The sequence below is a fragment of the Pseudomonas sp. genome (genome assembly GCF_046581935.1).
Taxonomy (GTDB): domain Bacteria; phylum Pseudomonadota; class Gammaproteobacteria; order Pseudomonadales; family Pseudomonadaceae; genus Aquipseudomonas.
The window spans coordinates 42,757-69,524 of record NZ_JAYGFK010000028.1 but is presented as its reverse complement, the minus strand read 5'-3'; the positions used below and the strand labels follow the sequence as shown (position 1 = coordinate 69,524).

General features: G+C 59.8%; 21 protein-coding genes. 17 read left to right on the top strand and 4 right to left on the bottom strand.

What is annotated here, in order from left to right; translation table 11 throughout:
• Positions 1 to 33 precede the first annotated feature (33 nt).
• The 4 genes from VCA57_RS22780 to VCA57_RS22765 all read left to right on the top strand — a co-directional run bounded on the left by VCA57_RS22780 (position 34) and on the right by VCA57_RS22765 (position 4,950).
• A complete protein-coding gene (locus tag VCA57_RS22780; protein WP_411187927.1) occupies positions 34 to 2,676 on the top strand; it encodes a putative bifunctional diguanylate cyclase/phosphodiesterase in 2,643 nt (880 codons plus the stop codon).
• A gap of 66 nt (positions 2,677 to 2,742) precedes the next feature.
• Positions 2,743 to 3,390: a peptide-methionine (S)-S-oxide reductase MsrA gene (gene msrA, locus VCA57_RS22775; protein ID WP_411187925.1), complete on the top strand. Its 648-nt coding sequence runs from the start codon at positions 2,743 to 2,745 to the stop codon at positions 3,388 to 3,390.
• A gap of 39 nt (positions 3,391 to 3,429) precedes the next feature.
• On the top strand, positions 3,430 to 3,627 hold the full coding sequence (locus tag VCA57_RS22770) for a putative motility protein (RefSeq protein WP_411187923.1): 198 nt from the start codon (positions 3,430 to 3,432) through the stop codon (positions 3,625 to 3,627).
• Positions 3,628 to 3,699: 72 nt separating this feature from the next.
• Positions 3,700 to 4,950 carry an HD-GYP domain-containing protein gene (locus tag VCA57_RS22765; protein WP_411187921.1) on the top strand — a complete coding sequence of 417 codons (1,251 nt, stop codon included), beginning with the start codon at positions 3,700 to 3,702 and terminating at the stop codon, positions 4,948 to 4,950.
• A gap of 83 nt (positions 4,951 to 5,033) precedes the next feature.
• On the opposite strand, the gene VCA57_RS22760 is transcribed toward VCA57_RS22765, so the two are convergent.
• The gene (locus VCA57_RS22760) at positions 5,034 to 6,641 is read right to left on the bottom strand and encodes an FMN-binding glutamate synthase family protein (protein WP_411187919.1); all 1,608 of its coding nucleotides are present in this window, start codon (positions 6,639 to 6,641) and stop codon (positions 5,034 to 5,036) included.
• Positions 6,642 to 6,704: 63 nt separating this feature from the next.
• A complete protein-coding gene (locus VCA57_RS22755) occupies positions 6,705 to 7,550 on the bottom strand; it encodes a 23S rRNA (adenine(2030)-N(6))-methyltransferase RlmJ (protein WP_411187917.1) in 846 nt (281 codons plus the stop codon).
• Between the two features lie 106 nt (positions 7,551 to 7,656).
• On the opposite strand from VCA57_RS22755, the gene VCA57_RS22750 reads away from it, so the two are divergent.
• From VCA57_RS22750 to selO, 5 genes are all read left to right on the top strand, one after another.
• Positions 7,657 to 8,700, top strand: coding sequence for an NAD(P)H-dependent flavin oxidoreductase (locus tag VCA57_RS22750; protein WP_411187915.1), 1,044 nt, complete (start codon positions 7,657 to 7,659; stop codon positions 8,698 to 8,700).
• A gap of 197 nt (positions 8,701 to 8,897) precedes the next feature.
• Positions 8,898 to 10,700 carry an acyl-CoA dehydrogenase gene (locus tag VCA57_RS22745; protein ID WP_411187913.1) on the top strand — a complete coding sequence of 601 codons (1,803 nt, stop codon included), beginning with the start codon at positions 8,898 to 8,900 and terminating at the stop codon, positions 10,698 to 10,700.
• Between the two features lie 184 nt (positions 10,701 to 10,884).
• Complete coding sequence (locus VCA57_RS22740; RefSeq protein ID WP_411187911.1) at positions 10,885 to 12,630, top strand: potassium/proton antiporter; 1,746 nt, start codon at positions 10,885 to 10,887, stop codon at positions 12,628 to 12,630.
• Between the two features lie 89 nt (positions 12,631 to 12,719).
• Positions 12,720 to 16,082 (top strand): mechanosensitive channel MscK, encoded by a 3,363-nt coding sequence (mscK, locus tag VCA57_RS22735; protein ID WP_411188114.1) that lies wholly within the window; start codon positions 12,720 to 12,722, stop codon positions 16,080 to 16,082.
• A gap of 76 nt (positions 16,083 to 16,158) precedes the next feature.
• Positions 16,159 to 17,619 carry a protein adenylyltransferase SelO gene (gene selO / locus VCA57_RS22730; RefSeq protein WP_411187909.1) on the top strand — a complete coding sequence of 487 codons (1,461 nt, stop codon included), beginning with the start codon at positions 16,159 to 16,161 and terminating at the stop codon, positions 17,617 to 17,619.
• 68 nt (positions 17,620 to 17,687) lie between these two features.
• On the opposite strand, the gene VCA57_RS22725 is transcribed toward selO, so the two are convergent.
• Positions 17,688 to 18,386, bottom strand: a complete 699-nt coding sequence (locus tag VCA57_RS22725; protein WP_411187907.1) for an aspartate/glutamate racemase family protein — start codon at positions 18,384 to 18,386, stop codon at positions 17,688 to 17,690.
• A gap of 237 nt (positions 18,387 to 18,623) precedes the next feature.
• Between VCA57_RS22725 and VCA57_RS22720 the strand changes: the two genes are divergently transcribed.
• The 5 genes from VCA57_RS22720 to VCA57_RS22700 all read left to right on the top strand — a co-directional run bounded on the left by VCA57_RS22720 (position 18,624) and on the right by VCA57_RS22700 (position 23,923).
• A complete protein-coding gene (locus VCA57_RS22720) occupies positions 18,624 to 20,420 on the top strand; it encodes an SLC13 family permease (RefSeq protein WP_411187905.1) in 1,797 nt (598 codons plus the stop codon).
• A gap of 287 nt (positions 20,421 to 20,707) precedes the next feature.
• Positions 20,708 to 21,985 carry a bifunctional O-acetylhomoserine aminocarboxypropyltransferase/cysteine synthase gene (locus VCA57_RS22715; protein ID WP_411187903.1) on the top strand — a complete coding sequence of 426 codons (1,278 nt, stop codon included), beginning with the start codon at positions 20,708 to 20,710 and terminating at the stop codon, positions 21,983 to 21,985.
• A 60-nt stretch (positions 21,986 to 22,045) separates the two neighbouring features.
• Positions 22,046 to 22,480 (top strand): thioredoxin TrxC, encoded by a 435-nt coding sequence (gene trxC, locus VCA57_RS22710; RefSeq protein ID WP_411187901.1) that lies wholly within the window; start codon positions 22,046 to 22,048, stop codon positions 22,478 to 22,480.
• A 110-nt stretch (positions 22,481 to 22,590) separates the two neighbouring features.
• A complete protein-coding gene (locus tag VCA57_RS22705) occupies positions 22,591 to 23,034 on the top strand; it encodes a PaaI family thioesterase (RefSeq protein ID WP_411187899.1) in 444 nt (147 codons plus the stop codon).
• Positions 23,035 to 23,122: 88 nt separating this feature from the next.
• On the top strand, positions 23,123 to 23,923 hold the full coding sequence (locus VCA57_RS22700; RefSeq protein WP_411187897.1) for a universal stress protein: 801 nt from the start codon (positions 23,123 to 23,125) through the stop codon (positions 23,921 to 23,923).
• A 106-nt stretch (positions 23,924 to 24,029) separates the two neighbouring features.
• Here the strand turns inward: VCA57_RS22700 and VCA57_RS22695 are convergent, their stop codons facing one another.
• Entirely contained in the window at positions 24,030 to 24,803 is a 774-nt protein-coding gene (locus VCA57_RS22695) for a ParA family protein (RefSeq protein ID WP_411187895.1), read from the bottom strand.
• A 203-nt stretch (positions 24,804 to 25,006) separates the two neighbouring features.
• Here VCA57_RS22695 and VCA57_RS22690 point away from each other — a divergent pair, with 203 nt between their 5' ends.
• The 3 genes from VCA57_RS22690 to VCA57_RS22680 are packed head-to-tail and all read left to right on the top strand — an operon-like array spanning position 25,007 to position 26,761.
• Entirely contained in the window at positions 25,007 to 25,738 is a 732-nt protein-coding gene (locus VCA57_RS22690; RefSeq protein WP_411187893.1) for a beta-ketoacyl synthase chain length factor, read from the top strand.
• The gene (locus VCA57_RS22685; RefSeq protein ID WP_411187891.1) at positions 25,711 to 26,526 is read left to right on the top strand and encodes a lysophospholipid acyltransferase family protein; all 816 of its coding nucleotides are present in this window, start codon (positions 25,711 to 25,713) and stop codon (positions 26,524 to 26,526) included. Before VCA57_RS22690 ends, VCA57_RS22685 begins: the two co-directional genes overlap by 28 nt.
• Positions 26,501 to 26,761: a phosphopantetheine-binding protein gene (locus VCA57_RS22680; protein WP_411187889.1), complete on the top strand. Its 261-nt coding sequence runs from the start codon at positions 26,501 to 26,503 to the stop codon at positions 26,759 to 26,761. Before VCA57_RS22685 ends, VCA57_RS22680 begins: the two co-directional genes overlap by 26 nt.
• The last annotated feature ends 7 nt before the right edge of the window (positions 26,762 to 26,768 follow it).

The following is a 26,768-nucleotide window of genomic DNA, read 5'->3' as shown; positions in this document are numbered from 1 at the left end:
GCCCCGATCAGCATACTGGAAGCCTGCCACCGAATGAAAAGCCATCCTGATGCCGCAAGTCGTTTAGCGGCCGAGGTTGTGACGCAGTTGCCAGCGCCCTCGCGCCTTGGCTTACTGCGTTTCGAGCGCTTGAATGAAGCGAGCTGGACCTTGCTGTACCTCGACTCGAACTGCGAGCAACAAATTGGCCTAGCGGCTGATCAACTTTGCTCGCTGCTCGACGCACCCTACGCAAGCCTGATGGAGCCTAATGCGCGCTATCAATTGCACGACGCCATCCAGCAGCAAATTGTCCAACAGAAGCATTACTGTGTGCAGTATCGCCTGCATAGCCCACACGGCAGCTTGAACCTAATGGAGCTAGGCGAGAGCTACCAACAGCATGGCCGGCAGCTACTACGCGGCTACCTGCGGGTACTAAGTGAGCAGGACGCTGCTGCGCTTCAACCGCCCTCCCTCTCCAGCCTTCCCCAGACAACACGGCAAGAACAGCAGCAACGTTCGCAAACACAGCAACAACTGCTTACTTCACTGGCACGCCATCACTACAGCGACAGCAACCCGCTGCGCGAAGCGGCTGAGCTAATCAGCAAGAGCGCCTGTGAATTTTATGACACCTACCGCTCAGGTATCTGGACGCTCAACGGAAACCTGCTGCACTCGGTAGCGCTATACCAAAACGACCTGAATCAGCATGTCGAGCAAAGCGATATCAATGTCAGCGCGTACCCTGCGTACTTACAAGCCCTGCACAGCGGCAACGTTGTTGACGCGCACAACGCCCATCGGGACCCACGCACCTGCGAGTTAGCCAGCAGCTATCTGGAACCGATGGGGGTCACCTCAATACTCAATGCCAGCATCCGCATCGACGGTGACGTGGTCGGCATGTTGTGCCTAGAACATAACGGCCTACCCCGCACCTGGCAGGCCGACGAAATTGCCTTTGCCAGCGAACTAGCCGAGCTATACGCCCAGGTACTGACCCAACACAAACACCGCACCGCGACTGATGCTCTGCGCCTATTCCAACGCGCTGTCGAGCAAAGTTCTAGTGCTTTTATTCTGCTCGACCGCGACGGCATCGTGGAGTACGTCAACCCCAGCTTCACCGCCATCACCCTGTACAGTGCAGATGAAGTAAAGGGCCGGCGTCTGGCAGAAATACCCGCCCTGGAAAATCTCAGCGACTTATTATTTGACACTCGTGCCAACCTCTCCGAGCTGAACAGCTGGCAAGGCGAATTCAAGAGTCGTCGTAAGAACCTTGAGCCTTACTGGGGGCAGCTGTCGCTATCCAAGGTGTACGCTGAAGACGGCAGTCTGACCCACTACATCGGTATTTACGAAGACGTCACCAGTAAAAAACAGACGCAACAACATATTGAGCGCCTCGCCTTTCGCGACAACCTCACGGGGCTGGACAACCGTTACGCTTTTATCCGCTCACTGGAAAGATATTTCAGCGCACGCCCAGACCAACCGATCAGCTTGCTGCTGGTAGACATTGATAACTTCAAACGGATCAATGACAGCCTCGGCCATCAGACCGGCGACAAATTGCTGGCCAGCCTCGCCCGCCGCTTGCGCAACAGCCTGCCGGCCAACAGCGTTCTGGCACGCTTTGCCAGTAACGAATTCGCGGTACTACTCGAAAACAGCCAGGCCGCTAGCGAATTGGTGGCTCAAAAACTGCTGCGCACCATAGAAAAGCCACTGTTCGTCGACAATCAACTGATCAGTGTCACCGGTTCCATTGGCCTGAGCTGCGCGCCCGAACATGGTGACGACCCGCAAACCCTGATGAAACACACAGGCCTGGCGCTGCACAAAGCCAAGGCCAACGGCAAAAACCAGCTACAGATATTTACCGACACCCTGAACGCCGAGGCGCACGACAAGCTGTTCGTCGAGAACAACCTGCGCAGAGCGCTGATGCAAAACGAACTGGAAGTGTTCTATCAGCCCAAGCTATGCCTGAAGAGCGGCCAGTTACTCGGCCTGGAGGCACTGCTGCGCTGGAACCACCCCCAAAAGGGCATGATCAGCCCGGATAAATTCATTAGCGTGGCGGAAGAAACCGGCCTAATCATCCCGATCGGCAAATGGGTCACACGTCAGGCCTGCCGCATGAGCAAACAGCTAATCGCGCTCGACCGCAACCAGCTGCAGATGGCCATCAACCTGTCACCTAAACAGTTCTCCGACCCCGACCTGGTCAGGGAAATCGCCACCATCCTGCATGAAGAACAACTCGATCCGGCGCTGCTGGAACTGGAGCTAACCGAAAGCCTCCTGCTAGACGCCACCGGGAATACCCACCAGCAGCTCAGCAGCCTAAAGAGCCTAGGCCTGACGTTGGCTATGGATGACTTCGGCACCGGTTACTCGTCGCTCAGCTACCTGAAAAAATTCCCCATCGATGTAATCAAGATTGATCGCAGCTTTATCAAGGATATCCCGCAGAATCAGGACGACATGGAAATCACCTCGGCGGTCATCGCCATGGCCCACAACCTGAAGCTCAAGGTGGTAGCCGAGGGGGTCGAAACCATTGCACAACTGAACTTTCTGCGTCGCCATCGCTGCGATATCGGCCAGGGTTATCTATTCGACAGGCCTATTCCAGGGCGCGATTTGCTGGAAACCCTGAAGCGCTATCCAAAGCGCGGCTGAGCCAGCTGTAACAAGCCCGTACTTTGCTTGTCCATTGCACACATGCTTCTGCTGAGGAAATAGCTCATGGTTCTGCGCTCGCAAATTCTCGCCCACAAACTCGAACTGCCCACAGCCGAGCAGGCGCTGCCAGGGCGAGCCGCAGCCATGCAGGTTGCCGCCACACATTTCGTCAACGGCAATGCATTGCAAGCACCGTTCCCCGCAGGTTTTGCCCAGGCGGTATTTGCTATGGGCTGTTTCTGGGGTGCTGAGCGACGCTTCTGGCAGCAACCTGGCGTATGGAGCACCGCTGTTGGCTATGCCGGCGGCCATACCCCCAACCCCACCTATGATGAAACCTGCTCTGGGCTGACCGGCCATACCGAAGTCGTGCTGGTGGTATTCGACCCGCAGCTCACCAGCTACGCCGCCTTACTGAAAGTATTCTGGGAGGCGCACAACCCGACCCAGGGCATGCGCCAGGGCAACGACACCGGCAGCCAATACCGCTCGGCTATTTATTGTTATGGCGCCGACCAACTCGCGGCCGCCCAAGCCAGCCGAGATCAGTTCCAGGCTGAGCTGGCAAAAGCCGGTTTCGGCCCAATCACCACAGAAGTCCGTGAAGCACCGCCCTTCTACTACGCAGAGACTTACCACCAGCAGTACTTGGCGAAGAACCCAGGCGGCTATTGCGGACTAGGTGGTACAGGGGTGTACTTGCCGGCTTGAGACAGCCAGCAGACACCGAGCAGATAAAGGAAAGCCACCATGGAACTAAGCGCCCTGAGCAACCAGCTCTCTAGCCAAGCAGCGACACAGGCCTCTGCATTGGCATCGCTTATGTTGCTGCGCAAGACTCTGGAACTACAGGCCGCGAACATCGACGGTCTTATGCAGACCGTCGCACCTACCAGCGCGCCGAGCAACCCGCCCAACCTGGGAAACAACATCGATCTGCAGGCCTAACCATAAGTCTGCTGCCAGGCCACAGGCAAAACGCTAGACTGCAAGCCAATAGCCACCATTGCCGATATCCGCATGCCTGCAGCCGCCACCTACATATCCCCTGACCAGCTATGTGTCGGCCTGTATATCCAGCTCGAATTGGCGTGGTGGGAACACAACTTTGCCTTCAGCAATTTCAAAATCAAAGATGAACGACAGATCAAATCCCTGCGCGCCCTTGGGCTGGAGCGCCTGAGCTATGACCCGGCCCGCAGTGATTGCGAGCCGCTGGAGATAGCAACCAGCTTACCTGCCGACGAAGCACCCAGCGCACCAGTGCTCACCCCGCAAGAACAGGCCAAGCGCATTCGCGCCGATAAACTCAAGGCGCTGCGCAAGCGTTTAGCAGAAGTTGATCGCAAGTTCGTCCAGGCCGGCCAGCAGGTCAAAACCCTCAACCAGACACTGCGCAGCCGGCCTGAAGATGCCCTCAAGCAGGCCGGCGAGATTGTCGGCGCCATGGTCGATACGTTACTCAGTGGCAGCGGTGCCGTGCTGCACAGCATTAACAGCAAGGCTGCCGAAGAGCATTATTACCATTCCCTGAATGTCACTACGCTCAGCCTGTTGCTGGGTCGTCAACTGGGGCTGGACAGTGAGGACTGCCACACCCTTGGCCTGGGTGCTCTGCTGCATGACGTTGGCAAACTACAGGTTCCCAGCAAGGTACTGCTGAAAAACCAACCCCTGAATCGCCCGGAACAACAACTGCTGCAACTGCACTGCGAGTTTGGTTTACGCATGGGGCAGAAACTGATGTTCGACGACGAAGTGCTACGCGTCATCAACGAGCACCACGAGTACTGCGACGGCAGTGGTTATCCGCGCCAGCTAAGCGAGTCGGCTATTGGTCGACTAAGCCGGCTGGTGTGTATCACCAACCAGTTCGACAACCTATGTAACCCACTCAACCCGCGTGACGGACTAAGCCCGCACGAGGCCTTGGCACTGATGTTCAAGCAATACAATGCGCGCTTCGACGCGGTGGCGCTGAAGGCTTTCATTCGCTGCATGGGCATCTATCCGCCGGGCAGCCTGGTGCAACTGGACGACCAGCGCTATGGCCTGGTATTGGGCATGAACCCAAGCCAGCCACTGAAACCGACATTGATTGTCTACGATGCCGAAGTGCCCAAGCACGAAGCTCTGATCGTCGATCTGGAGCAAGAACCCCGCCTGGCCATCGCCGCCTGCCTGCGTCCTCCCCAGCTGCCACGTGAGGCGCTGGAATACCTCAACCCGCGCCCGCAACTGAGTTACTTTATTGAGCCCGCCAAGCAATAAGCGCTGCCTGGCGCTGGCGTTACGCCAATGGCGCACGACCGCCCACCAATCGCGCGCCAACCGATAACCCTAGCCAAGGCTGCTTAAGCCGGCGCGAAGCTGTTGGCCTGCGCCATATGCCACATCCGCGAATAAAACCCGCCAGAGACCTCACCGCTGAGCAACTCGCCCGGCTTGAGGAACACATGCAGCTGCGAGTACAGCTTGATCTCACTCGCCGACATACGTCGCACCAGGTGCTTGGCCTCCACTTGTGCGGGATGCTCAAGGCCGGCTGCGGCGAGCATCTCCGCCAGCGCCTTGAGGGTATTGCGGTGAAAGCTGTGCACGCGTTCAGCCTTATCCGGCACCACTAGCGCGCGCTGGCGCAGAGCGTCTTGCGTGGCCACACCGGTCGGACATTTGTTGGTGTGGCACGACTGGCTCTGAATACAGCCGATGGCAAACATAAAGCCACGGGCCGAGTTGGCCCAATCGGCCCCCATCGCCATCACGCTGGCAATATCGAAGGCGCTGACAATCTTGCCACTGGCACCGATACGGATTTGCTCACGCAAACCGACGCCGACCAAGGTGTTATGCACAAACAACAGCCCTTCACGCAGTGGCACACCGATGTGATCGGTAAACTCCACAGGCGCCGCGCCGGTGCCGCCTTCCTTGCCATCGACGACGATAAAATCCGGCAGAATTCCGGTCTCCAACATGGCCTTGGCAATGCCCATAAACTCCCACGGATGGCCCAGGCAGAACTTGAAACCTACCGGCTTGCCTGCCGACAGCTCGCGCAGTTGGGCGACAAACTGCAGTAACTCGATGGGCGTAGAAAATGCGCTGTGGCTCGCCGGTGACACGCAGTCCTGGCCCATTGGCACACCGCGAGTCTCGGAAATTTCGGCAGTAATCTTGTGCTTCGGCAGAATCCCACCGTGCCCAGGTTTGGCGCCTTGACTGAGTTTGATCTCAATCATCTTCACTTGCGGGTTGGCTGCCTGCGCGGCAAAACGCTGCGGGTCAAACTGGCCATTGTCCTGGCGACAGCCGAAGTAGCCGCTGCCCAGCTCCCAGACCAGATCGCCGCCATGCTCACGGTGATAGGGGCTGATGCTGCCTTCACCGGTGTCGTGATAAAAACCGCCGAGCTTGGCACCTTGGTTCAACGCGCGAATCGCATTGGCACTGAGCGAGCCAAAACTCATGGCCGAGATATTGAACACCGATGCCGAGTACAGCTGCGTGCACTGCGGCCCACCGATACTGATGCGAAATGTGCTGGGGTCAACATGCGCAGCCGGCAACATCGAGTGGCCAATATACTCAAAGCCGCTCTGGTACACGTCAGCCAAGGTACCGAAGGCCTTGTCCGCACTCTGATTCTTCGCCCGCGCATACACCAGCGAGCGCTGCGCACGCGAGAACGGCAACTGCTCGCTATCGGACTCCAGCAGGTATTGGCGGATCTCCGGGCGAATCCCTTCGACCAGATAGCGGATGTTGCCGAGAATCGGGTAATTGCGGCGCACCGCATGGCGACTCTGCAACAGGTCATTCACCCCCACCGCGCTAAGCAGCCCGGTTATCAGCAACACCGCCCACAGCCAGGCATGCCCCGCAACAAACGGCAAACCACCGAGCGTGAACAACACGCAGAAAGCAAAGAAGGCGTAGCGATTCAACAGCGACAAACTCATACAAGCTCCTGACGGTGTGCAGTGTTGCAATACATGAGTGCGCCCGAGCCCTAACCAGCAAGCTTAGGCGGTTTTCTCCTCAATCAGCCAATCCATGCACCAGCCGCCTTGGCTCTGCCCGAGCAACTGCGCCAGCCAGGGCAGAATCTGCTTGAGTTCCTCTTCCAGGCCCCACGGCGGATTACTGATCACCAGGCCAGAGCCATTCAAGCGCGTCGGTTCATCCGTGGAGTGCACATAGAGTTCCACGCGCAGCAGCTTGGGCGCTTTGCTCTTTTCCAGATCACCGAAGAAGCGCCGCATCTGACGCAGGTCCTTGATCGGGTACCAGATCGCCACCACCGCCTGGCGCATACGGCCGATAGCTTCGCTCAGCGACTGGGCGCAGCGCTCCATTTCATCGGCCTGTTCGAACGGCGGGTCGATCAGCAGCAACGCGCGTTTCTCGCGGGTCGGCAGTAAGGCACGTGGCACATGCCAACCTTCGCCCAAATGCACGGCCACGCGGCGGTCGCCGTGCATGTTTTCTTTGAGCAAGCGACCGTCTTCCGGGTGTTTCTCATTGAGATGCAGACGATCCTGCTCGCGGGTCAGCAAGCGCGCCAGCTCGGGCGAACCGGGGTAATGGCGCAGCTCGCCATCCGGGTTCATCGCCCGGATCACTTCCAGATAATCCAGCAGCGGGTCTGGCACATCGTTGGCCTGCCATAGGCGGGCGATGCCTTCGAGCCATTCGCCGGTGCGGCTGGCCTGATCACCACGCAGGTCATACAGACCAATGCCAGCATGGCTGTCGAGGTAGGCAAAGGGCGCCTCCTTGCGTGACAGCAGGGTAATCAAGCGACTGAGGACGTAGTGTTTCAACACATCGGCATGGTTGCCGGCGTGGAAGGCGTGACGGTAGTTCATCGGGCGGGCTCCTGTGGCCGAGCAGTTTAACAGGGTGGCAGCATTTGCCATGTGCCAGATGGATCAGTACGGTTGCCACTGATCCGCCTGGCAAGGGAGAACCGACATGCAACTGCAAGACCTCTTGGGCATTGAGCTACCACTGATCCAGGCACCGATGGCCGGCGTGCAGCTGCATGGCTTAGCGGCCGCGGTGTCGAACACCGGCGCACTCGGCTCGCTGCCTTGCGCCATGCTGGATGCCGCCGGGCTGCGCAAAGAACTGCAAGCACTGAACGAGAAAACCAGTAAACCCTACAACCTGAATTTCTTCTGCCACGCCCCGCCGGCCGCTGACACTACGCGCGAGGCAGCCTGGCGCGTAGCGTTAAGCCCTTACTACGCCGAACTCGGCATCGACCCGGCAAACATCGGCAGTGGCCCCGGTCGCCAACCGTTCAGCGCCGAGATGGCCGATGTGCTCGATGAATTGCGCCCAGCGGTGGTGAGCTTTCACTTCGGCCTGCCTAGCGCAGAACTACTGGCGCGGGTCAAAGCCTGCGGAGCCAAGGTGCTCAGCTCGGCGACCACCGTTGAGGAAGCGCTCTGGCTGGAAGCTCATGGCGCTGATGCGATCATCGCCCAAGGACTGGAAGCCGGCGGCCATCGCGGCATGTTCCTCACTGATGAATTGAGCAGCCAGCTCGGCACCTTTGCGCTACTCCCGCAGATCGTCCAGGCCGTGCAGCCCCCGGTCATCGCCGCCGGCGGTATCGCCGATGCCCAGGGCGTGCGGGCAGCCATGGCCCTTGGCGCAGCCGGGGTGCAGGTCGGCACCGCCTATCTGTGTTGCGACGAAGCCAGCACCAGCGCTATCCACCGCGCCACTCTGCTCAGCCCGGCAGCGCGACATACGGCACTGACCAACCTGTTCAGCGGTCGCCCGGCGCGCGGCATTGTTAACCGAGTGATACGTGAGCTCGGCCCCATCAGCCCACTTGCGCCGGCGTTTCCGCTGGCGACAGCGGCGATTGCGCCACTGCGTAGCCAGGCGGAAGGCCAGGGCTGCGGCGATTTCTCACCACTCTGGGCCGGGCAGAATGTCAGCGGTTGCAAGGCCATCGGCGCCGCAGAACTAACCCGCGAGCTGGCTCAAGGCTTTATCCAATAACTAGGAGTTTGGTTGCGCAACTTCGTAGGGTGGATGACGCCTTTTTCATCCACCATTGCGATCTGGCGGATGGATAAAGCGTCATCCACCCTACTCGACCGCCCCAGCCCAACGCCCCGCTATCACGCTTATTAATAGTGCTGTGAGCCACGCGCGCACCTGCTTAGACTCGGCCCATTGCAACCGGAGGTATAAGCATGTCCGAGTCCCTGCTCAGTTCCCGTAACCTGGCCTTCGAGCTGTATGAAGTGCTGGACGCCGAAGGCCTGACCCAGCGCGAGCGCTTCGCCGAACACAGCCGCGAAACCTTCGATGCCGCCATCGACACCGCGCGCAGCATCGCCGAGAACCTGTTCGCCCCGCACAACCGCAAAAACGACGAACACGAACCGGAATATGTCGACGGCGCGGCGGTGCTGATCCCTGAGGTCAAGCCAGCGGTAGACGCCTTCCTCGAAGCGGGCTTCCTCAATGCCACCCGCGAGTTCGATGTTGGCGGCATGCAGCTGCCTAACCTGTTGTCGCAAGCCTGCTTTGCGCACTTCCAGTCAGCCAACGCGGCGACCACCTCGTATCCGTTTCTGACCATGGGCGCGGCCAACCTGATCGAAGCCTTCGGCAACGCAGAACAGAAGCAGCGCTTTCTGCAACCGATGATCGACGGCCGTTTCTTCGGCACCATGGCACTGACCGAACCGCACGCAGGCTCATCCCTGTCGGACATCCGCACCCGCGCCGAACCGGCTGAAGACGGCACGTACCGGATCAAGGGCAACAAGATCTTTATCTCCGGCGGCGATCACCCGCTCAGCGAAAACATCGTGCATATGGTGTTGGCCAAACTGCCGGATGCACCACCTGGGGTTAAGGGCATCAGCCTGTTTATCGTGCCGAAGTTTCTGGTAAACGACGACGGCAGCCTGGGCAAACGCAATGACGTGGTGCTGGCTGGCCTGTTCCACAAGATGGGCTGGCGCGGCACCACCTCCACGGCGCTTAACTTCGGCGATAACGGCGACTGCATCGGCTATCTGGTGGGCAAACCACACCATGGCCTGAGCTACATGTTCCAGATGATGAACGAGGCGCGTATCGGCGTCGGCATGGGCGCAGTCATGCTTGGCTACGCCGGCTACCTGTATTCGCTGGACTACGCACGCCAACGCCCGCAAGGTCGCCTGCCCGATGGCAAAGACCCAACCTCCAGCCAAGTAGCGATCATCGAGCACGCCGATGTACGGCGCATGCTGCTGACGCAGAAAGCTTATGTGGAAGGCTCCTTCGACCTCGGCCTGTATGCCGCCCGCCTGTTCGACGACACCCAGACCCTGGCAACGGAAGAAGAACGCCGCAGCGCCCTGGAATTGCTCGACCTGCTGACGCCAATCGTCAAATCCTGGCCATCGGAGTTCTGCCTCAAGGCCAACGAACTGGCGATCCAGATTCTTGGCGGCCATGGTTATACCCGCGACTACCCGGTGGAGCAGTACTACCGCGACAACCGCCTCAATCCGATCCATGAGGGCACCCACGGCATCCAGTCCCTCGACCTGCTTGGCCGTAAAGTCTCGATGAACGGTGGCGCGGCACTCAAGCAGTTGCTCAAGCTGATTCACAGCACCTGCCAGCGCGCCGAAGCGCACGCCTCGCTGAGCGCTCTGCGTGAGCCGCTGGAACAACTGTTGGCGCGCCTACAGACTGTCACGCTAGCGCTGCTGGGCGACTTGATGAACGGCAAGGTCAATGAGGGCCTGGCCAACTCGGCGCTGTACCTGAAAGTGTTTGGCCACACGGTGATCGGCTGGCGCTGGCTGGAGCAGGCGATTCGTGCGGAAGAAGGCCTGGCGCGCGGCAATACTGCTGATATCGACTTTTACCAAGGCAAGCTGCAGGCCGCGCGTTACTTCCTGACCTGGGAAGTGCCGAGCTGCCACCACGACCTGGCCATCCTCGAAGCCCGCGACGATACCTGCCTGGGTATGCAAGACGCCTGGTTCTAAAGGCTGGCACGGCGAGCGCCATGATCCCGCCAGCCACCTAACAGGTTGCTGCACAGCATGCTGTTACAAGACGCCCGGCCTCTGCCGGGCGTTTTTTTGACAGCAGCCCAAGGGCGCAGGTTAGAATCTCTGGCACGCACCATGCATAGCCGTGCATGATCGAGCCCGCCAGGAGTAAGCCGCTTTGGATGCCAGCACCATCAATAACCTGTTTTTGATCGGTGGCGTACTAGTCGCAATGAGCATCCTGGTCAGCGCATTCGGCTCGCGCTTTGGCATCCCTATTCTGGTGATCTTCCTTGGCGTCGGCATGCTCGCCGGCACCGACGGCCCTGGCGGCATCATCTTCAACAACTATCCGCTGGCTTACCTGGTCGGCAACTTGGCACTGGCCATCATTCTGCTCGACGGCGGCATGCGCACGCGCGTGTCGAGCTTTCGCGTGGCGCTATGGCCTTCGCTGTCGCTGGCCACGCTCGGGGTGCTGATTACCGCCGGGCTCACCGGTATTGCTGCCGCCTGGCTATTCGACCTGAGCTGGATGGAAGGTCTGCTGATCGGCGCTATCGTCGGATCCACCGATGCGGCAGCTGTATTCAGCCTGCTCGGCGGGCGCGGCCTTAACGAACGGGTCAGCGCCACCCTGGAAATCGAGTCCGGCAGTAACGACCCGATGGCGGTCTTCCTCACCGTGACGCTGATCGCCATCCTCGCCAGCGGCCAGGACGGCCTGAGCTGGAATCTGCTGCTGCAACTGCTGCAACAGTTCGGCATTGGCGCACTGTTCGGCCTCGGTGGCGGTTGGCTGCTGCTCAACCTGATCAACCGCATGGAGCTGGCCAACGGGCTTTATCCTCTGCTGGTAGTTAGCGGCGGCCTGATCATCTTCGCGATTACCACGGCCGTCGGCGGCAGCGGCATCCTCTCGATCTACCTGTGCGGCCTGCTGCTGGGCAACCGACCAATCCGTTCACGCCACGGCATCCTGCACATGCTCGATGGCCTAACCTGGCTGGCGCAGATCGGCATGTTTCTGGTCCTCGGCCTGCTGGTCACGCCGCACGAGCTGCTACCGATTGCCTTGCCGGCACTGGGCTTGGCGCTGTGGATGATCCTGTTCGCCCGACCGCTGTCGGTGTTCATCGGCCTGCTGCCATTCCGCGCCTTCCATGATCGCGAGCGGGCCTTTATCGCCTGGGTCGGCCTGCGTGGCGCGGTGCCGATTATCCTCGCGGTATTCCCGTTGATGGCTGGCCTGCCAAATGCCCAGCTGTTCTTCAATGTGGCGTTCTTTATTGTGCTGGTTTCCCTGCTGTTGCAGGGCACCAGCCTGCCGTGGGCGGCCAAGCTGCTGCGCGTTACCGTTCCGCCGGAACCATCACCGGTATCGCGCGCCGGCCTAGAGGTGCATCCGACCAGCCAGTGGGAGCTGTTTATCTATCGCCTCGGCGCAGAAAAATGGTGCATCGGCGCAGCCCTGCGTGAACTAAACATGCCCGAAGGCACCCGTATCGCCGCGCTGTTCCGTGGCCGCGAACTGCTGCACCCGTCCGGTAGTACCACTCTGGAGGCGGGCGACTTGCTCTGTGTGGTCGGCCATGAGCACGACCTGACCGCCCTTGGCCGCCTATTCAGCCAGGCACCGAAGCGCGGCCAGGATCTGCGTTTCTTCGGTGATTTCGTCCTCGAAGGTGATGCTGAGCTGGCGGCTGTAGCAGCGCTATACGGCTTACAGCTGGAAGGCGCCGAAGGCCAACTGCACCTAGCTCGCTTTATCGCTCACAAGATTGGCGGTGAGCCGGTGATCGGCGACCAAGTGGAATGGCAAGGCCTGACCTGGACTGTAGCTGCAATGGAAGGGAACAAGATCCGCAAAGTCGGCGTCAGATTTCCCGAAGGTAGCCGGCCGGGCCCAACACTGATGTTCTAGGGAGCATGCTGAAAGACCGGTCAGCGTTTACCTCGCCGCCTGTTAAACTCAGCATCCTCTAGGGCTTTACGATCATCACTATGCCTTCCTTGCCTGCCTTACGCGCCTACCTCGTTGCCGTGCTACTCGGTCTGTGCCTGAACATCCCCACATTGCAGGCCGGTGAGCCGCCGAGCCGTGCCGACGTACAGAGCAGCCTCGATAGCTTGGCTGATCGCAAATTGCCGGAGGCCGAACAACAGGCAGTCAAACAGACGCTGGAAAAGACGCTCTCCCTGCTTAGCGAACAGGCCGACAACCAGCAACACCTGGCCGACCTGGAGAAGCAGTTACAGCAGGCCCCACGCCTGATCACTGAAGCCAAGCGTGACTTCGAGCGACTCAAGGCAAGCCAACCGACCCAAGTCCGCCAGCGTTACGCCAAAAGCACACTGCCTCAACTCGAACAATTGCTGACAGAGCGCAATAACCAACTGGGGGCATGGCAGAAGCAGATCATCGACGCCAACAGCCTGATCATCACTGCGCAAACCCGCCCCGAGCGCTCCCAAGCGGAGATCAGCAGCAACCAAAGCCGCAGCCAGGAAATCAATAGCATCCTGAAAAGCGCTCGCGATGCCGGCAAACCACTGAACAATGACCGCCGCGACCAACTGAACGCCGAACTGGCCATGCTGGATGCGCAAACCCAGCTGCGGCGTAAGGAGCTGGCCGGCAACAGCCTGCTGCAAGACCTCGGCAACAGCCAACGTAACCTGCTGGAAGAGCGCATCAAACGCGTCGAGCAAGAGCTGCTCGACCTGCAAAACCTGATCAACGAGAAGCGCCGCGACCTCTCCGAACAAACCGTCGCCGAGCAATCTCGTGAGGCGGAGAAAGCCGGCACCGACAACCTCCTCGCCCAGGAAAGCGCCCTCAACCTCAAGCTCTCCGACTACCTGCTGCGCGCCACTGACCGCCTCAATGAACTGACGCGTCTGAACCTACAAACCAAGCAGCAGCTCGACAGCCTGAGCCAGAGCGACCAAGCCCTGGAAGAACAGATCAACGTCTTGCAAGGCAGCCTGCTGCTCTCGCGCATCCTCTACAAACAGCAACAAGCATTGCCGAAGCTGAAGATTGACAGCGATTTGCCTGACCACATTGCCGACCTGCGCCTGTACCAGTTCGAGCTCAACCAACAGCGCGAAGACATCAGCAACCCCAGCGCCTATGTGGATAAATTGCTGGCGACTCCCAACAGCAATCGCAATACCGATATCGACACTCTGCGCAGCAGCCTGCTCGACACCATCAGCACGCGCAGCGACCTGATCGACCGCCTGAACCGTGAGCTCAACGCCCTACTCAACGAATCGATCACCCTGCAGCTCAATCAGAAGCAGTTAAAAACTACCGCTGAGACCCTGCGCGCCACTCTCGACGAGCAGATGTTCTGGATTCCCAGCAACAAGCCACTGGACCTGGATTGGTTCAAGTCCGTGCCACAGCTGCTGGAGCGGCAAATTGCCGAGCTGCCTTGGAGCGCCAACCTGCAACAACTGGCGGCAGGCCTGGTAGAGCGGCCACTGCTATTCCTACCCTTGCTGCTGTTGATTGCCATACTGCTGTGGCGACGCGGTTACCTGTACCGCAAGCTCATTGAGTTGCACCAAGACATCGGCCACTTCAAGCGCGACAGCCAACTGCACACGCCTATGGCCATCATGCTCAACGTGCTGCTGGCCTTACCCGGCACGCTGTTCCTGGCGCTATGCGGCTTTGCCCTGCAGATGGACGCCCGTGGGCAAAATGCCAACCTGGGCCAGGCTTTTTTCCATATGGCACAAGCCTGGCTGGTGTTCTACACCGCCTACCGCATCCTGGCCTCTGGCGGCGTGGCTGAGTTGCACTTTCACGGTGAGCAAAAACAGGTGGCTTTCCTGCACCGACAAATTCGCCGCTTAGGTCTAGTTGTCATGGCGCTGGTGGCCGTGGTGACGGTGGCAGAGCACCAGCCGGCCAGTCTCGGCGATGATGTTATTGGCCTCAGCGTAGTGCTCACCTGCTATGCCCTAATGGCCTGGCTGCTGCACAAATTGCTGCTCAGCGGCCCAGCGCGGGAGCATGCGACAGCCTTACGTATGCTGATCAGTATTGCCCTCAGCCTGCTGCCGTTGGCGCTAATCGTGGCGGTGGGGTTCGGCTACTACTACACCGCACTGAAACTAAGTGACCGCCTGATCAATACCCTCTACCTGCTGATGATCTGGCTGATCGTCGAGGCCACCTTCGTCCGTGGCCTGTCGGTAGCAGCTCGTCGCCTGGCTTACCAGCGCGCCATCAGCAAACGCCAAGCGCAAAGCAAAGAGGGTAGCGATGGCGCAGAAACGGTTATTGAAGAGCCGACACTGGACATTGAGCAGGTCAACCAGCAATCACTGCGTCTGATTCGCCTGGCCCTGCTCGGCACCTTTATCGCCGGCCTGTATTGGGTCTGGGTGGATTTGATCTCGGTGTTCTCCTACCTGGACAACATCACTCTCTACCAATACAGCAGCGGCACGGGCGATGCCGCGACCCTGGTACCGATCAGTCTTAGCGATGTACTTGGCGCGCTGATCATTGTCGGCATTACCGTGGCACTTGGCCGCAACCTACCCGGCCTGTTGGAAGTACTGGTGCTGTCACGCTTGAAGCTGGCGCAAGGCAGCGCCTATGCCACCACCACCCTGCTGTCCTACGCGATTGTCGGTATTGGCTTTGTCATCACCCTGTCGACGCTCGGCGTCAGCTGGGACAAGCTGCAATGGCTGGTTGCCGCGCTATCGGTTGGTCTGGGCTTTGGCCTGCAGGAAATCTTCGCCAACTTTATCTCTGGCCTGATCATCCTGTTCGAGCGCCCGGTGCGCATTGGCGACGTGGTGACCATCGGCAACCTGTCCGGCACCGTCAGCAAAATCCGTATTCGCGCCACCACCATTACTGATTTCGACCGCAAAGAAATCATCGTACCGAACAAAACCTTCGTCACCGACCAGCTCATCAACTGGTCGCTTAACGACACCGTCACCCGCGTCATCGTGAAAATCGGCCTAGCCTACGAGTCCAATCTGGAGCTGGCACGTAAGTTAATGATGCAGGCCGCGACCGAGAACCCGCGCGTGTTGCGCGACCCGGAACCTCAGCTGTTCTTCCTGACCATCAGCGCCAGCACCTTCGACTACGAGCTGCGCTTCCATGTCCGCGAACTGGGCGACCGTAACGCCGCCACCGATGAAATCCTTACACGCATCGCCCTGAGCTTCCGCGAGAACAACGTCGAGATGGCCTTCAATCAGGTTGATGTATTGATCAAAAACCAGCAGGGTCAGGAACTCAACCTGGGCAGCGGCGAACTGATTAACGCCGCTGCTGCGGCCACAACCAAGCAAGCACAACTGCCGCCGGGTACCGCCGCAGACCCGACATAACCTGACCATGCGGCCGGTACTTACCGGCCTGCCCTCTTACCGCTGCCGGGCTGCTCTGCCCGGCTGGAGCCTGACCGTGAAGTCGCTCATCGAGCTGCAGTTCGACAACCGCTTCGCCCGCCTTGGCGATGCCTTTTCCAGCAAAGTAATGCCCGAACCAATTGCCGAGCCGCGCCTGGTCGTGGCCAGCACGGCCGCCATGGCGTTGCTTGACCTCGACCCGAACGAGGCCGACAGCGAGGTATTTGCCCAGATATTTACCGGGCACACCCTGTGGAGCACGGCGGAGCCGCGCGCCATGGTCTATTCCGGGCATCAGTTCGGCGGCTACAACCCGCGCCTCGGCGACGGCCGCGGCCTGCTGCTGGGCGAAGTGCGCAACGACGCCGGCGAGTATTGGGACCTGCACCTCAAAGGTGCCGGACAAACACCCTACTCACGCAGCGGCGACGGCCGCGCCGTATTGCGCTCATCTATTCGCGAGTTTCTCGCCAGCGAACACCTGCACGCCCTCGGCATCCCGAGCTCGCGGGCACTCTGCGTAACCGGCTCCAGCACCCCGGTGTGGCGCGAGAAACAGGAGACAGCGGCCATGGTCCTGCGCCTGGCACCCAGCCATGTGCGTTTCGGCCACTTCGAATACTTCTACTACACCCGCCAGCATGAACAACTCAAACAACTGGCCGAGCACGTACTGCAGTGCCATTACCCCGAATGCGCACAGCAGGAGCAGCCGTACCTGGCGATGTTCCGCGAAATCATCGAGCGTAACGCCGCGATGATCGCCCACTGGCAGGCCTATGGCTTCTGCCATGGGGTGATGAACACCGACAACATGTCGATCCTCGGCATCACCTTCGACTACGGCCCTTATGCCTTCCTCGATGACTTCGACGCCAAACACATCTGCAACCATTCGGACGACAGCGGCCGCTACAGCTTCAGCAATCAGGTGCCCATTGCTCAATGGAACCTCGCCGCCCTCGGCCAGGCGCTGGTGCCGCTGATAGAGGTGGACGCCCTGCGCGAAACCCTCGGCCTGTTCCTGCCGCTGTATCAAGCGCACTACCTCGACCTGATGCGCAAACGCCTGGGCCTGTTGAGCGCCGATGAGGCTGACGAAGCCCTGGTACAACACCTGCTGCAACTGATGCAGAGCAGCGCGGTGGATTACACCCAGTTCTTCCGCGAACTCGGCGACAGCCCTGCCGCGCAAGCCGTGGCACGCCTGCGCGATGAGTTTACTGACCTGGCCGGCTTCGACGCCTGGGCCGCCGACTACCTGACGCGCAGCGCTCAGGACGACGCTGGGCAAGCACAGCGCCAGGCGCGCATGCATGCGGTTAACCCCAAGTACATCCTGCGCAACTACCTCGCCCAGCAAGCCATCGAGGCCGCCGAACAGGGCGACTACGCCCCGGTACGCGAACTGCACCAGGTACTGTCACAGCCCTTCGACGAACAACCGGGCTTCGAGCGCTACGCCCAGAGCCCACCGGAATGGGGCAAGCACCTGGAGATCAGCTGCTCGTCATAACGCATTACGCACGTGTGGGAGAGGCTTTAGCCGCGACAATCGCCGCTAAAGCCCCTCCCACAGGCGACCTAAACGCCACCCAACATCCACTCCAGCCCCATGGCTACATGCCGCTCGGTACTGTCGAGTAGCGGTAACGGCGCATCCAGACCATCAAGCAACAGGCCAATTTCGGTACAGCCGAGAATGGCCACTTCAGCGCCTTGCTGCTGCAAGGCACGCAAGCAATCTAAATAGAACTCCCGGGCCGGCGACAAAAACTGGCCTTGGCACAACTCGGCAAAAATCACCCGGTCGATTTCGGCCATCTGCTCAGCACCCGGGATCATCACCTCAATAGCAAAACGCTCAACCAGACGCTGGCGATAGAAGTCCTCCTGCATGGTAAAGCGCGTACCAAGCAATGCTGCACGCTTTACGCCCTGCCGTTGCAGGCTTTGACCGACGGCATCAGCGATATGCAACAACGGGATATCCACGGCAGACTCCAGCGCCGGCGCAACCTTGTGCATGGTGTTGGTAGCCAACAGCAAAGCCGTCGCCCCGGCCTGTTGCAACCCTTGCGCCGCCCTGGCCAATAGTTCGCCAGCGGCATGCCAGTCACCACATCGTTGCAGCTCGGCAACTTCGGCAAAGTCCAGCGACTGCAGCAGTAAGGGTGCCGAATGCAAGCCACCTAGATGCTCACGTACACCCTGATTGAGCAAGCGGTAATAGCTAGCTGTCGACTCCCAACTCATGCCGCCTAAAATCCCCAACTGACGCATAGATCCCCCAGCGTGATAAAGCCTTGAGCCTAATCCGCGAATGCCCGAGCGCACAGGCACAGCGCGCCACAGAGGCAGCGGTACAGGCTTATCTATTAAACCGAAAAGGCATATAAACCTTTCCAAACATTCTTAGACTCTCTAAGCAGCAACCCTTATCTTCTGCGCCTTGCGTGGCGGCTCCGCTTGGTTCCGGCGCGCCGATACCTCATACGAGATTCGCTGCTAAGGATGTTCATGTTCTGGGATTCGCTGCCCCTGCCCCTACTGTTTGTCGGTGCCTTACTGGTCTGGCTGCTGTACGCCTTTGTGCGCGAGAAGTGGAGCCCCGATATCGTCGCGGCCATCGCCGTGGCAGCGCTGCTGATTACCCAACTGCTAAGCCCGGCAGAAGTGCTCAGCGTACTGAGCAACTCAGCGCCCGTGACCATCGCCTGCATGTTTGTGCTCTCCGCGGCACTGGAGCGTACCGGCTGTATCGACGCACTCGGCAATTGGCTGGGTGACTTGGTCGGCACCAGCCCGATTCGTGTGCTCACCGGCCTGACGATTACCGCCCTGGTGATCTCGGCATTTTTGAACAACACCCCAGTGGTGGCCATCCTCACGCCGGTGGCAATCTCCCTGGCGCGCCGTGCCGGCACGCTGCCATCAAAGCTGCTGATTCCACTGTCTTACGCCACCATCCTCGGCGGCACGCTGACCATGATCGGCACCTCGACCAACATCCTGGTCGACGGCGTGGCGCGCAAGGCGGGCTTAGAACCCTTTGGCATGTTTGAAATCACCGCTGCCGGCCTGATCCTGGCGGCCGCCGGTATGACCTACCTGCTGACCATCGGCCGCCACTTGCTGCCCGAGCGCGAGACGCTGTCCAAGCAGCTGCGCCCGGACTTGGCGCGCACCTTTATGACCGAGCTGCTGGTGCCACACGACTCTCCGGTTATTGGCAAAACCCTGCACGAAGCCAATCTCAACGGCGGCAGCGGCCTGCAGGTGCTGAAGATTTTCCGCGACGAGCAAGAACTCACCGCGCCCACTCACGACACTGTGCTGATCGCCGGCGACCAGTTGGTGCTGCATGGTCAGGTCAAGGACGTGGTCGAACTGCGCGAAAGCGGCCACCTGATTTTCAACCGTAGCGATGCCTTTGAAACCATCAGCAGCCATGACGTGATCCTCGCCGAGGCCATCGTCGGGCGTAACTCGCGCTACAGCCACCGGCCCATGCGCGACCTCGACCTGACTGCGCGCTATGGCATCGCTGTGCTGGCCGTGCACCGCCAGGACGACAACATCCAGGGCAACCTCGACGACTTCGAGCTGCAGTTCGGTGACGTGATGCTGGTCGAAGGTACACCGACGCAGATCAAACGCTTTGCCGACAACGGCGAGCTGATCAGCCTCAACGCCGTACAAGAGCGCGCCTTCCGCCGCGACAAAGCGCCCATCGCCATCATCGCCACCCTGGCCGTGATGCTGCTGGCTGCCTTTGGCGTGATGCCCATCGAAGGGCTGGCGATCATCGGCGCGGTGACCGTGCTGGCCACCCGCTGCCTGGATGTGGAAGACGCCTACAAGGCCGTGGACTGGAAGATTCTCAGCCTGATCTTCGGCATGCTGGCCATCAGCATCGCCATGGACAAAGTCGGCCTGGTCAAACTACTGGTGGAGCACGTCATGGGCTGGCTGCCCTGGGCCGGGCCGCTGTTGATGCTGTCGCTGATCTATTTGCTGACCTCGATCCTCACCGAAATGCTCTCGAACAACGCCGTGGCGGTGCTGGTCACGCCCATCGCCATTGGTCTGGCTCAGCACCTGGGCGTCGACCCACGGCCCTTCGTCGTTGCCGTAATGTTTGCCGCCAGCGCCAGCTTCGCCACCCCAATCGGCTATCAAACCAATACCTTCGTGTATAACGCCGGCGGCTATCGCTTCACCGACTTTATGAAAGTCGGTATTCCGCTCAACCTGCTGCTGTGGGTGGTGGCCAGCTTCGTCATTCCCTGGTTCTTCCCGCTGACGCCGGTGTAACGGCATAAGCGGCAGACATATCGATCTAAACTAGGAGCCTGCCGGGCTTGACCGTTCGTAGCGAGGGAAAGCTCGGCTTGAGGCAGTTTTTCTGCTTTTCCGAGGCGAATAGCTGGCTATTTAACGAGGGAAAGCAGAAAAAATGGCCAAGTCCGGCTTTTCCGCAGTAGAACAGTGTTAAGTCCGACAGGCTCCAGGGGCCCGTTTCATTGCGCCAATGCATTGACCGGGCCTTGCTGCTTTCTCCATGCTGCGAACCTTGCAATCTGCCCTGAAGGAACGCACGCATGAAACTGGAAACCCTGGCCATCCACGCCGGCTACAGCCCTGACCCAACCACCAAGGCGGTGGCGGTGCCGATCTACCAGACCAGCTCCTTTGCCTTTGATGACACCCAGCACGGTGCCGACCTGTTCGACCTGAAGGTCGCCGGCAATATCTATTCGCGGATCATGAACCCGACCAACGCCGTGCTCGAAGAGCGCGTGGCAGCGCTGGAAGGCGGCGTCGGCGCACTGGCTGTGGCCTCTGGCATGGCCGCCATTACCTATGCGATTCAGACCGTGGCCGAAGCTGGCGACAATATCGTCTCGGTGGCCAAGCTCTATGGCGGCACCTACAACCTGCTGGCCCATACCTTGCCGCGCTTTGGCATCCAGACCCGCTTCGCTGCGCATGACGACATTGCTGCCCTGGAAGCGCTGATCGACGATAAAACCAAAGCAGTATTCTGCGAATCGATTGGCAACCCCGCCGGCAATATCGTTGACCTGCAGGCGCTGGCCGATGCCGCGCACCGCCATGGCGTCCCACTGATCGTCGACAACACCGTGGCCACCCCGATTCTCTGCCGGCCGTTCGAACACGGTGCCGACATCGTTGTGCACTCGTTGACCAAATACATCGGCGGCCACGGCACCAGCATCGGCGGCATCGTGGTGGACTCTGGCAAATTCCCTTGGGCCGACAACCAGGCGCGCTTCCCGCTGCTCAATACGCCGGACCCGTCATACCACGGCGTGACCTACACCGAAGCCTTTGGCCCCGCCGCCTTTATCGGCCGCTGCCGCGTAGTGCCGCTGCGCAACACCGGCGCGGCGCTGTCGCCGTTCAACGCCTTTTTGATCCTGCAAGGATTGGAAACCCTGGCGCTGCGCATGGAACGCCACTGCGAAAACGCACTGAAGGTCGCGCATTACCTGCAAGAGCATCCGCAGGTGGCCTGGGTCAAATACGCCGGCCTGACCGATCACCCCGAGCATGCCCTGGCGAAGCAGTATTGCGCAGGCAAACCGGCCTCGATTCTGTCGTTCGGCATTGTCGGCGGGCAAGAAGCCGGGGCGCGCTTTATCGATGCGCTGCAGTTAGTGGTTCGTTTGGTCAACATCGGCGACGCCAAATCGCTGGCCTGCCACCCGGCCTCGACCACCCATCGCCAACTGAATGATGAAGAGCTTGAGCGCGCCGGCGTGCCGCGCGACATGGTCCGCCTGTCCATCGGCATCGAGCACAGCGACGACATTCTGGCCGACCTGGCGCAAGCCTTGAACGCCGCCAAACACTGATCGACCTTGATATCTGCGCAAGCGACTCCAGATTAGGGGTAACCGCCTCTGGAGTCGCCCATGTCCAATCCCCTGCTAATCCCTTGCCCACATTGCAACGGGCTTAATCGTATCCCCGCCGAGCGCATGGGCGATGCGCCCCGCTGTGGTCGCTGCAAGTCAGAAGTACTGCCGAGCACACCCTTCGAGCTGACGCAGGCCAGCTTCGCGGCACAGAACAAGGGCGACCTACCGCTATTGATCGATGTATGGGCCAGTTGGTGTGGCCCGTGTCGCAGCTTTGCACCGACTTACGCCCAGGCCGCGAGCCAGTTGCAAGGCCGCTGCCGCCTGAGCAAGCTGGACAGTGAAGCCAACCCGCAACTGTCTGCCGAGATGGGCATCCGCTCGATCCCCAGCCTGATCCTGCTCAAGGGTGGCGTCGAGGTTGCCCGCCAGAGCGGCGCGCTGCCACTGCCGCAACTGCTCGGCTGGTTGCGTGAGCACGGCATCTGACACTGACCCGCGCTGAGCGAATCGGTCAATCCGGCGTCACCGCCCAAGTCATTACCTCGTGCAATAACAAGGTTTAGGCTGGCCTCTCGACCCTACCGCGAGAGCCAGCCATGCCCATGCCCCTTGAACTGGTACGCCAGCTCACAGAAGAACAGATCGCCTTTGTACAACGCAGCGGCCTCAAAGCCGAAGTGCTTGAGCCCGGCTGCGTGCGCCTGTGCATGCCGCTGACGGGCAATCAAAATCATATCGGCAGCATGTACGCTGGCGCGCTGTTCACCTTGGCGGAAATTCCCGGCGGCGCGCTGTTCCTCACCAGCTTCGATGCCCAACGCTTTTACCCCATCGTCAAGGAAATGAACCTGCGCTTTCGTCGCCCGGCAACCGGCGATATCCGCGTGCAAGCCTGCCTGGCGGAGGATGAAATTCAGCGCCTGCAAAAGCAGGCAACAGAAGAAGGCAAAGCCGAGTACGTTTTAGAGTTGCAGCTAACCGATGACAGTGGTGAAGTGGTCGCCCTGAGTCGCGGCTTGTACCAATTGCGCACGCGCTGACGCCTGACCTTGCCCTAGGTCAAAAGTCCAGCTATGACTCGAGGTCAGAATAAATGTGCCGACATGCATCGGCAGGAGAGCGCCGACCATGCCCAGTCATATCCTTATTGCCCACGACCTGCGCGACACCGCCGACATGGCCTTGTGCCGTGCGGCCCAGTTGGCCAAGCAGTTCAACGCCAAACTGACCATCCTGCATGTGCTCGACCCGAGCAAAAGCAGCCAGGAACATGAAGCGGCCAAGCAGGCCCTGGACCGCAGCCTGACCCAGCACGCCCCGCCCGGCAGCAAACTGCTGATCTGCAGCGGCATCAAACCCTCGGAAGTGGTCCTGCAGCAACTCAGCGCGCTGGGCTGCGACTTGCTAGTTCTCGGCGGCCATCATCAACGTCATGACTTTTTCTCCGGCACCAGCCTTGATCGCATTGCGCGTAACTGCCCCGTGCCATTACTGCTGGTAGCCCGCAACGATTTCCGCCCCTATGAGCGCGCCCTGGCCGCCATCGACTTCTCACTCTGCGCCTGCAGCGCCCTTGGCCAAGCCTATCGGCTGCTGCCAGAAACCGCAGACCTGCATGCCCTGCATGTGTTCGAGCCAAACAAAGGCACCGCCAAGCAGGTTGAGGCGCAGCTAGACACGCAAAAAGCCCTGATCAGCCAATTGCTAGAAGATGAGGCGCAAAACCTGCCAGAAAAAGGCCCGAGCCTCAGCCACTCAGTACAGCAGGGCGGCATCCTACGCTGCCTCCAGGCCCACCTGAAAGACCATGACAGCGAACTGCTGGTACTCGGCAGCCACGGCCGTAGCGCGCTGTCGCAAGCGTTACTCGGCAGCTTAGCGCAGCACTTTTTGCACAAGGCGCCCTGCGATATCTACGTCGTCCGCTAGAGCATGCTCACGATCTGCTGCGCGTCGGCCCTGCTGCGTTCAAAACAGGCTCTGAACTAGCCAACAAAAAAGCTGCCTAGGCAGCTTTTTTGTTTTCCCGCTTGGCTCAATCGGCGCTATTGAGCAGATCATGCAGCTCGACAAACTGCTGAGTCAGTTTGTGGTTACGATCCAGGTAGATCAGCGGCGTACAGGCTTGGTGCGACTCGCGCATTTTTACCGAACTCATCAAGTTGACCGGTAACACCGGCAAGCCCTCGGCAAGCAACTCATCAAGCAACTGCTGCGGTAGGCTGGCGCGCGGCTGGAACTGGTTGACCACAATACCTTCAACTTCCAACTTCTCGTTGTGATCCTCTTTGAGTTCTTCAATCTCCCGCAACAGGCCATACAGCGCTTGGCGCGAGAAACTGTCGCAATCGAAAGGGATCAGCACGCGGTCGGCAGCGATCAGTGCTGAAACCGTATAGAAATTCAATGCTGGCGGGGTGTCGAGGTAAATTCGCTCGTAGTCTTCGCTGAGCTCATCAAGCAATTTGCGCAGTTTATTGATCTTGTGCTTCTGCTCCAGCTTGGGCTGCAAGTCAGCCAACTCGGCCGTAGCGGTGACCACATGGAGGTTATCGAATGGCGTTTCGTAGATATCCACCTTGCCTTTTTTGCCGAACGGCGTGGATGACAGGGTGTTTTTGAAGAACTCGGCAATGCCCATCGGGATGTCCTCGCCGGTCAACCCGGTGAGGTAATGGGTTGAGTTAGCCTGGGCATCCAGGTCGATCAACAGCGTGCGATAGCCTTGCGACGCACTGACCGCTGCCAGGTTGCAGGCAATACTGGACTTCCCCACTCCGCCCTTCTGATTGAAGATCACACGCCGCATGAAACACCCCCTGTGCACCTAAATGTGCGTTGGATTCTATGCAAACTACGTGACAAGAGTGCGATTTTCGGTCATTGCCCCGGCAATAAGCGCAAGAACCTTGTGTTACAAGATTTGCCTAGGCCGCCCGCGGTCTGGATAATGCCATCACCACGCCATGCCTTCGCCATGCTTTCTGCTGGTGGTGCCTGGCTGTAGCAGACATGGACGCCCACCGCGTGACACATTTCAGGATCGAACAATGGCGTGCCTGGGCCCCTGGCCTGGACAGCACGGCTGACTGGTGCGCCTGGCATCAGGCACCCTCGCGCCTGGTAGATGCTGGCGAACAACCCGATGTCAGCGCCCTTCCCGCGATGCAACGGCGCCGCCTCAGTCGCTTGGCACGCATGGCCTTCCACGTGGCCTGGCCACTGGCCGAAGCGCACCCTCAGCTGCCTATGGTGTTTGCCAGCCGGCATGGGGAAACCCCGCGAACCCTGGCCATTCTGACCGACCTGGCACACAACGAGCCGCTATCACCAACCCAATTCAGCCTCTCGGTGCACAACGCGATTATCGGTTTGTGGTCGATCCAGCGCGGCGACCATAGCGAAATGACCGCCCTGGCAGGCGCTGGCGACGGCCTGGAAAACGCCGTACTGGAAGCCTGCGGCATGCTCAATGACGGCGCGCCTGAGGTGTTACTGGTAATCGCCGAAGAAACCCCACCGCAACTCTACGCGCCGTTTATCGACGACGTGCCCTTTGCTTATGCCGTCGCCCTGCTGCTAACCCCAGGTGACGACTGGCAACTAAGCCTGCGTCAGGCAGACGGCCCCGGCAGCGAATGGCCGCATGCGCTCAACTTGGTACGCACTCTGTGCAGCGGCCAGTCCACCCTACAGCACCACTGGAAGAGCCGAGAATGGACCTGGTCACGAAACAAGGCCTGAGCCGTTATAGCGCGCCTTACTGCTGGCGATTGATTGCCACTGCCCTGAGTTTCAGCCTATTCGGTATCGGCGGTGTGCTGCTGCGGGTGCTGATATTCCCGCTGCTCGCCCTACTTCCTGGCAACACGCTGACCCGGCGCACCCGTGCCCGCGCCGTGGTCAGCAAAACCTTTTACCTGTTCGTGCGTTTTATGTACCGCAGCGGCGTGCTCACCTATGAAGTCGAAGGCATCGAGCGCCTGGGGCAGCCAGGACAGATGGTCATCGCCAACCACCCCTCGCTGATCGACGTGGTGGTACTGATTGGCTTTATTCGCGACGCCAACTGCGTGGTCAAACAAAGCCTCTGGGACAATCCGAGCATGCGTGGGCCGATTCGCGCCGCCGGTTTTATCAGCAACAGCGGCAGCATGGACATGCTTGACGAGGCCGCCAGCGCCTTGCAAAGCGGCCAGACGCTAGTGATTTTCCCTGAAGGCACACGCACTACGCCGGGGCATAACCCGGAATTCCACCGTGGCGCGGCCGCCATTGCCCTGCGTGGCGCACGCATTGTCACGCCGGTGGTCATCAGCGTCAGTCCCACCACCCTAACCAAGGCCGAGCCCTGGTACAGCATTCCGTCGCGTCGTTTTCACTTTCGCCTGCGGGTAGGCGAGGATATCGACCCTCAACAGTTCAATGCCATGGGGCCACCGCCGGTAGCCTCACGCAAACTTAACGCGTTTCTACACCAACACTTTATTAAGGAGCTCGCCAAAGATGAGCACTCTACAGCTGGAAATTAAGAACCTGATTATCGATGCGCTGGGCCTTGAAGACATGGCTGCCGAAGACATTGCCGCCGACCTGACCCTATTTGGCGAAGGTCTGGGCCTGGACTCGGTGGATGCCTTGGAGCTCGGCCTGGCGATCCAGAAACGCTTTGGCATCAAGATTGATGCCGAAGCCAAAGACACCCGCAAGCACTTTGCCAACGTAGCCAGCCTGGCGGCATTCGTGTCATCGCAACAAACCGCCTGAGGAAGCT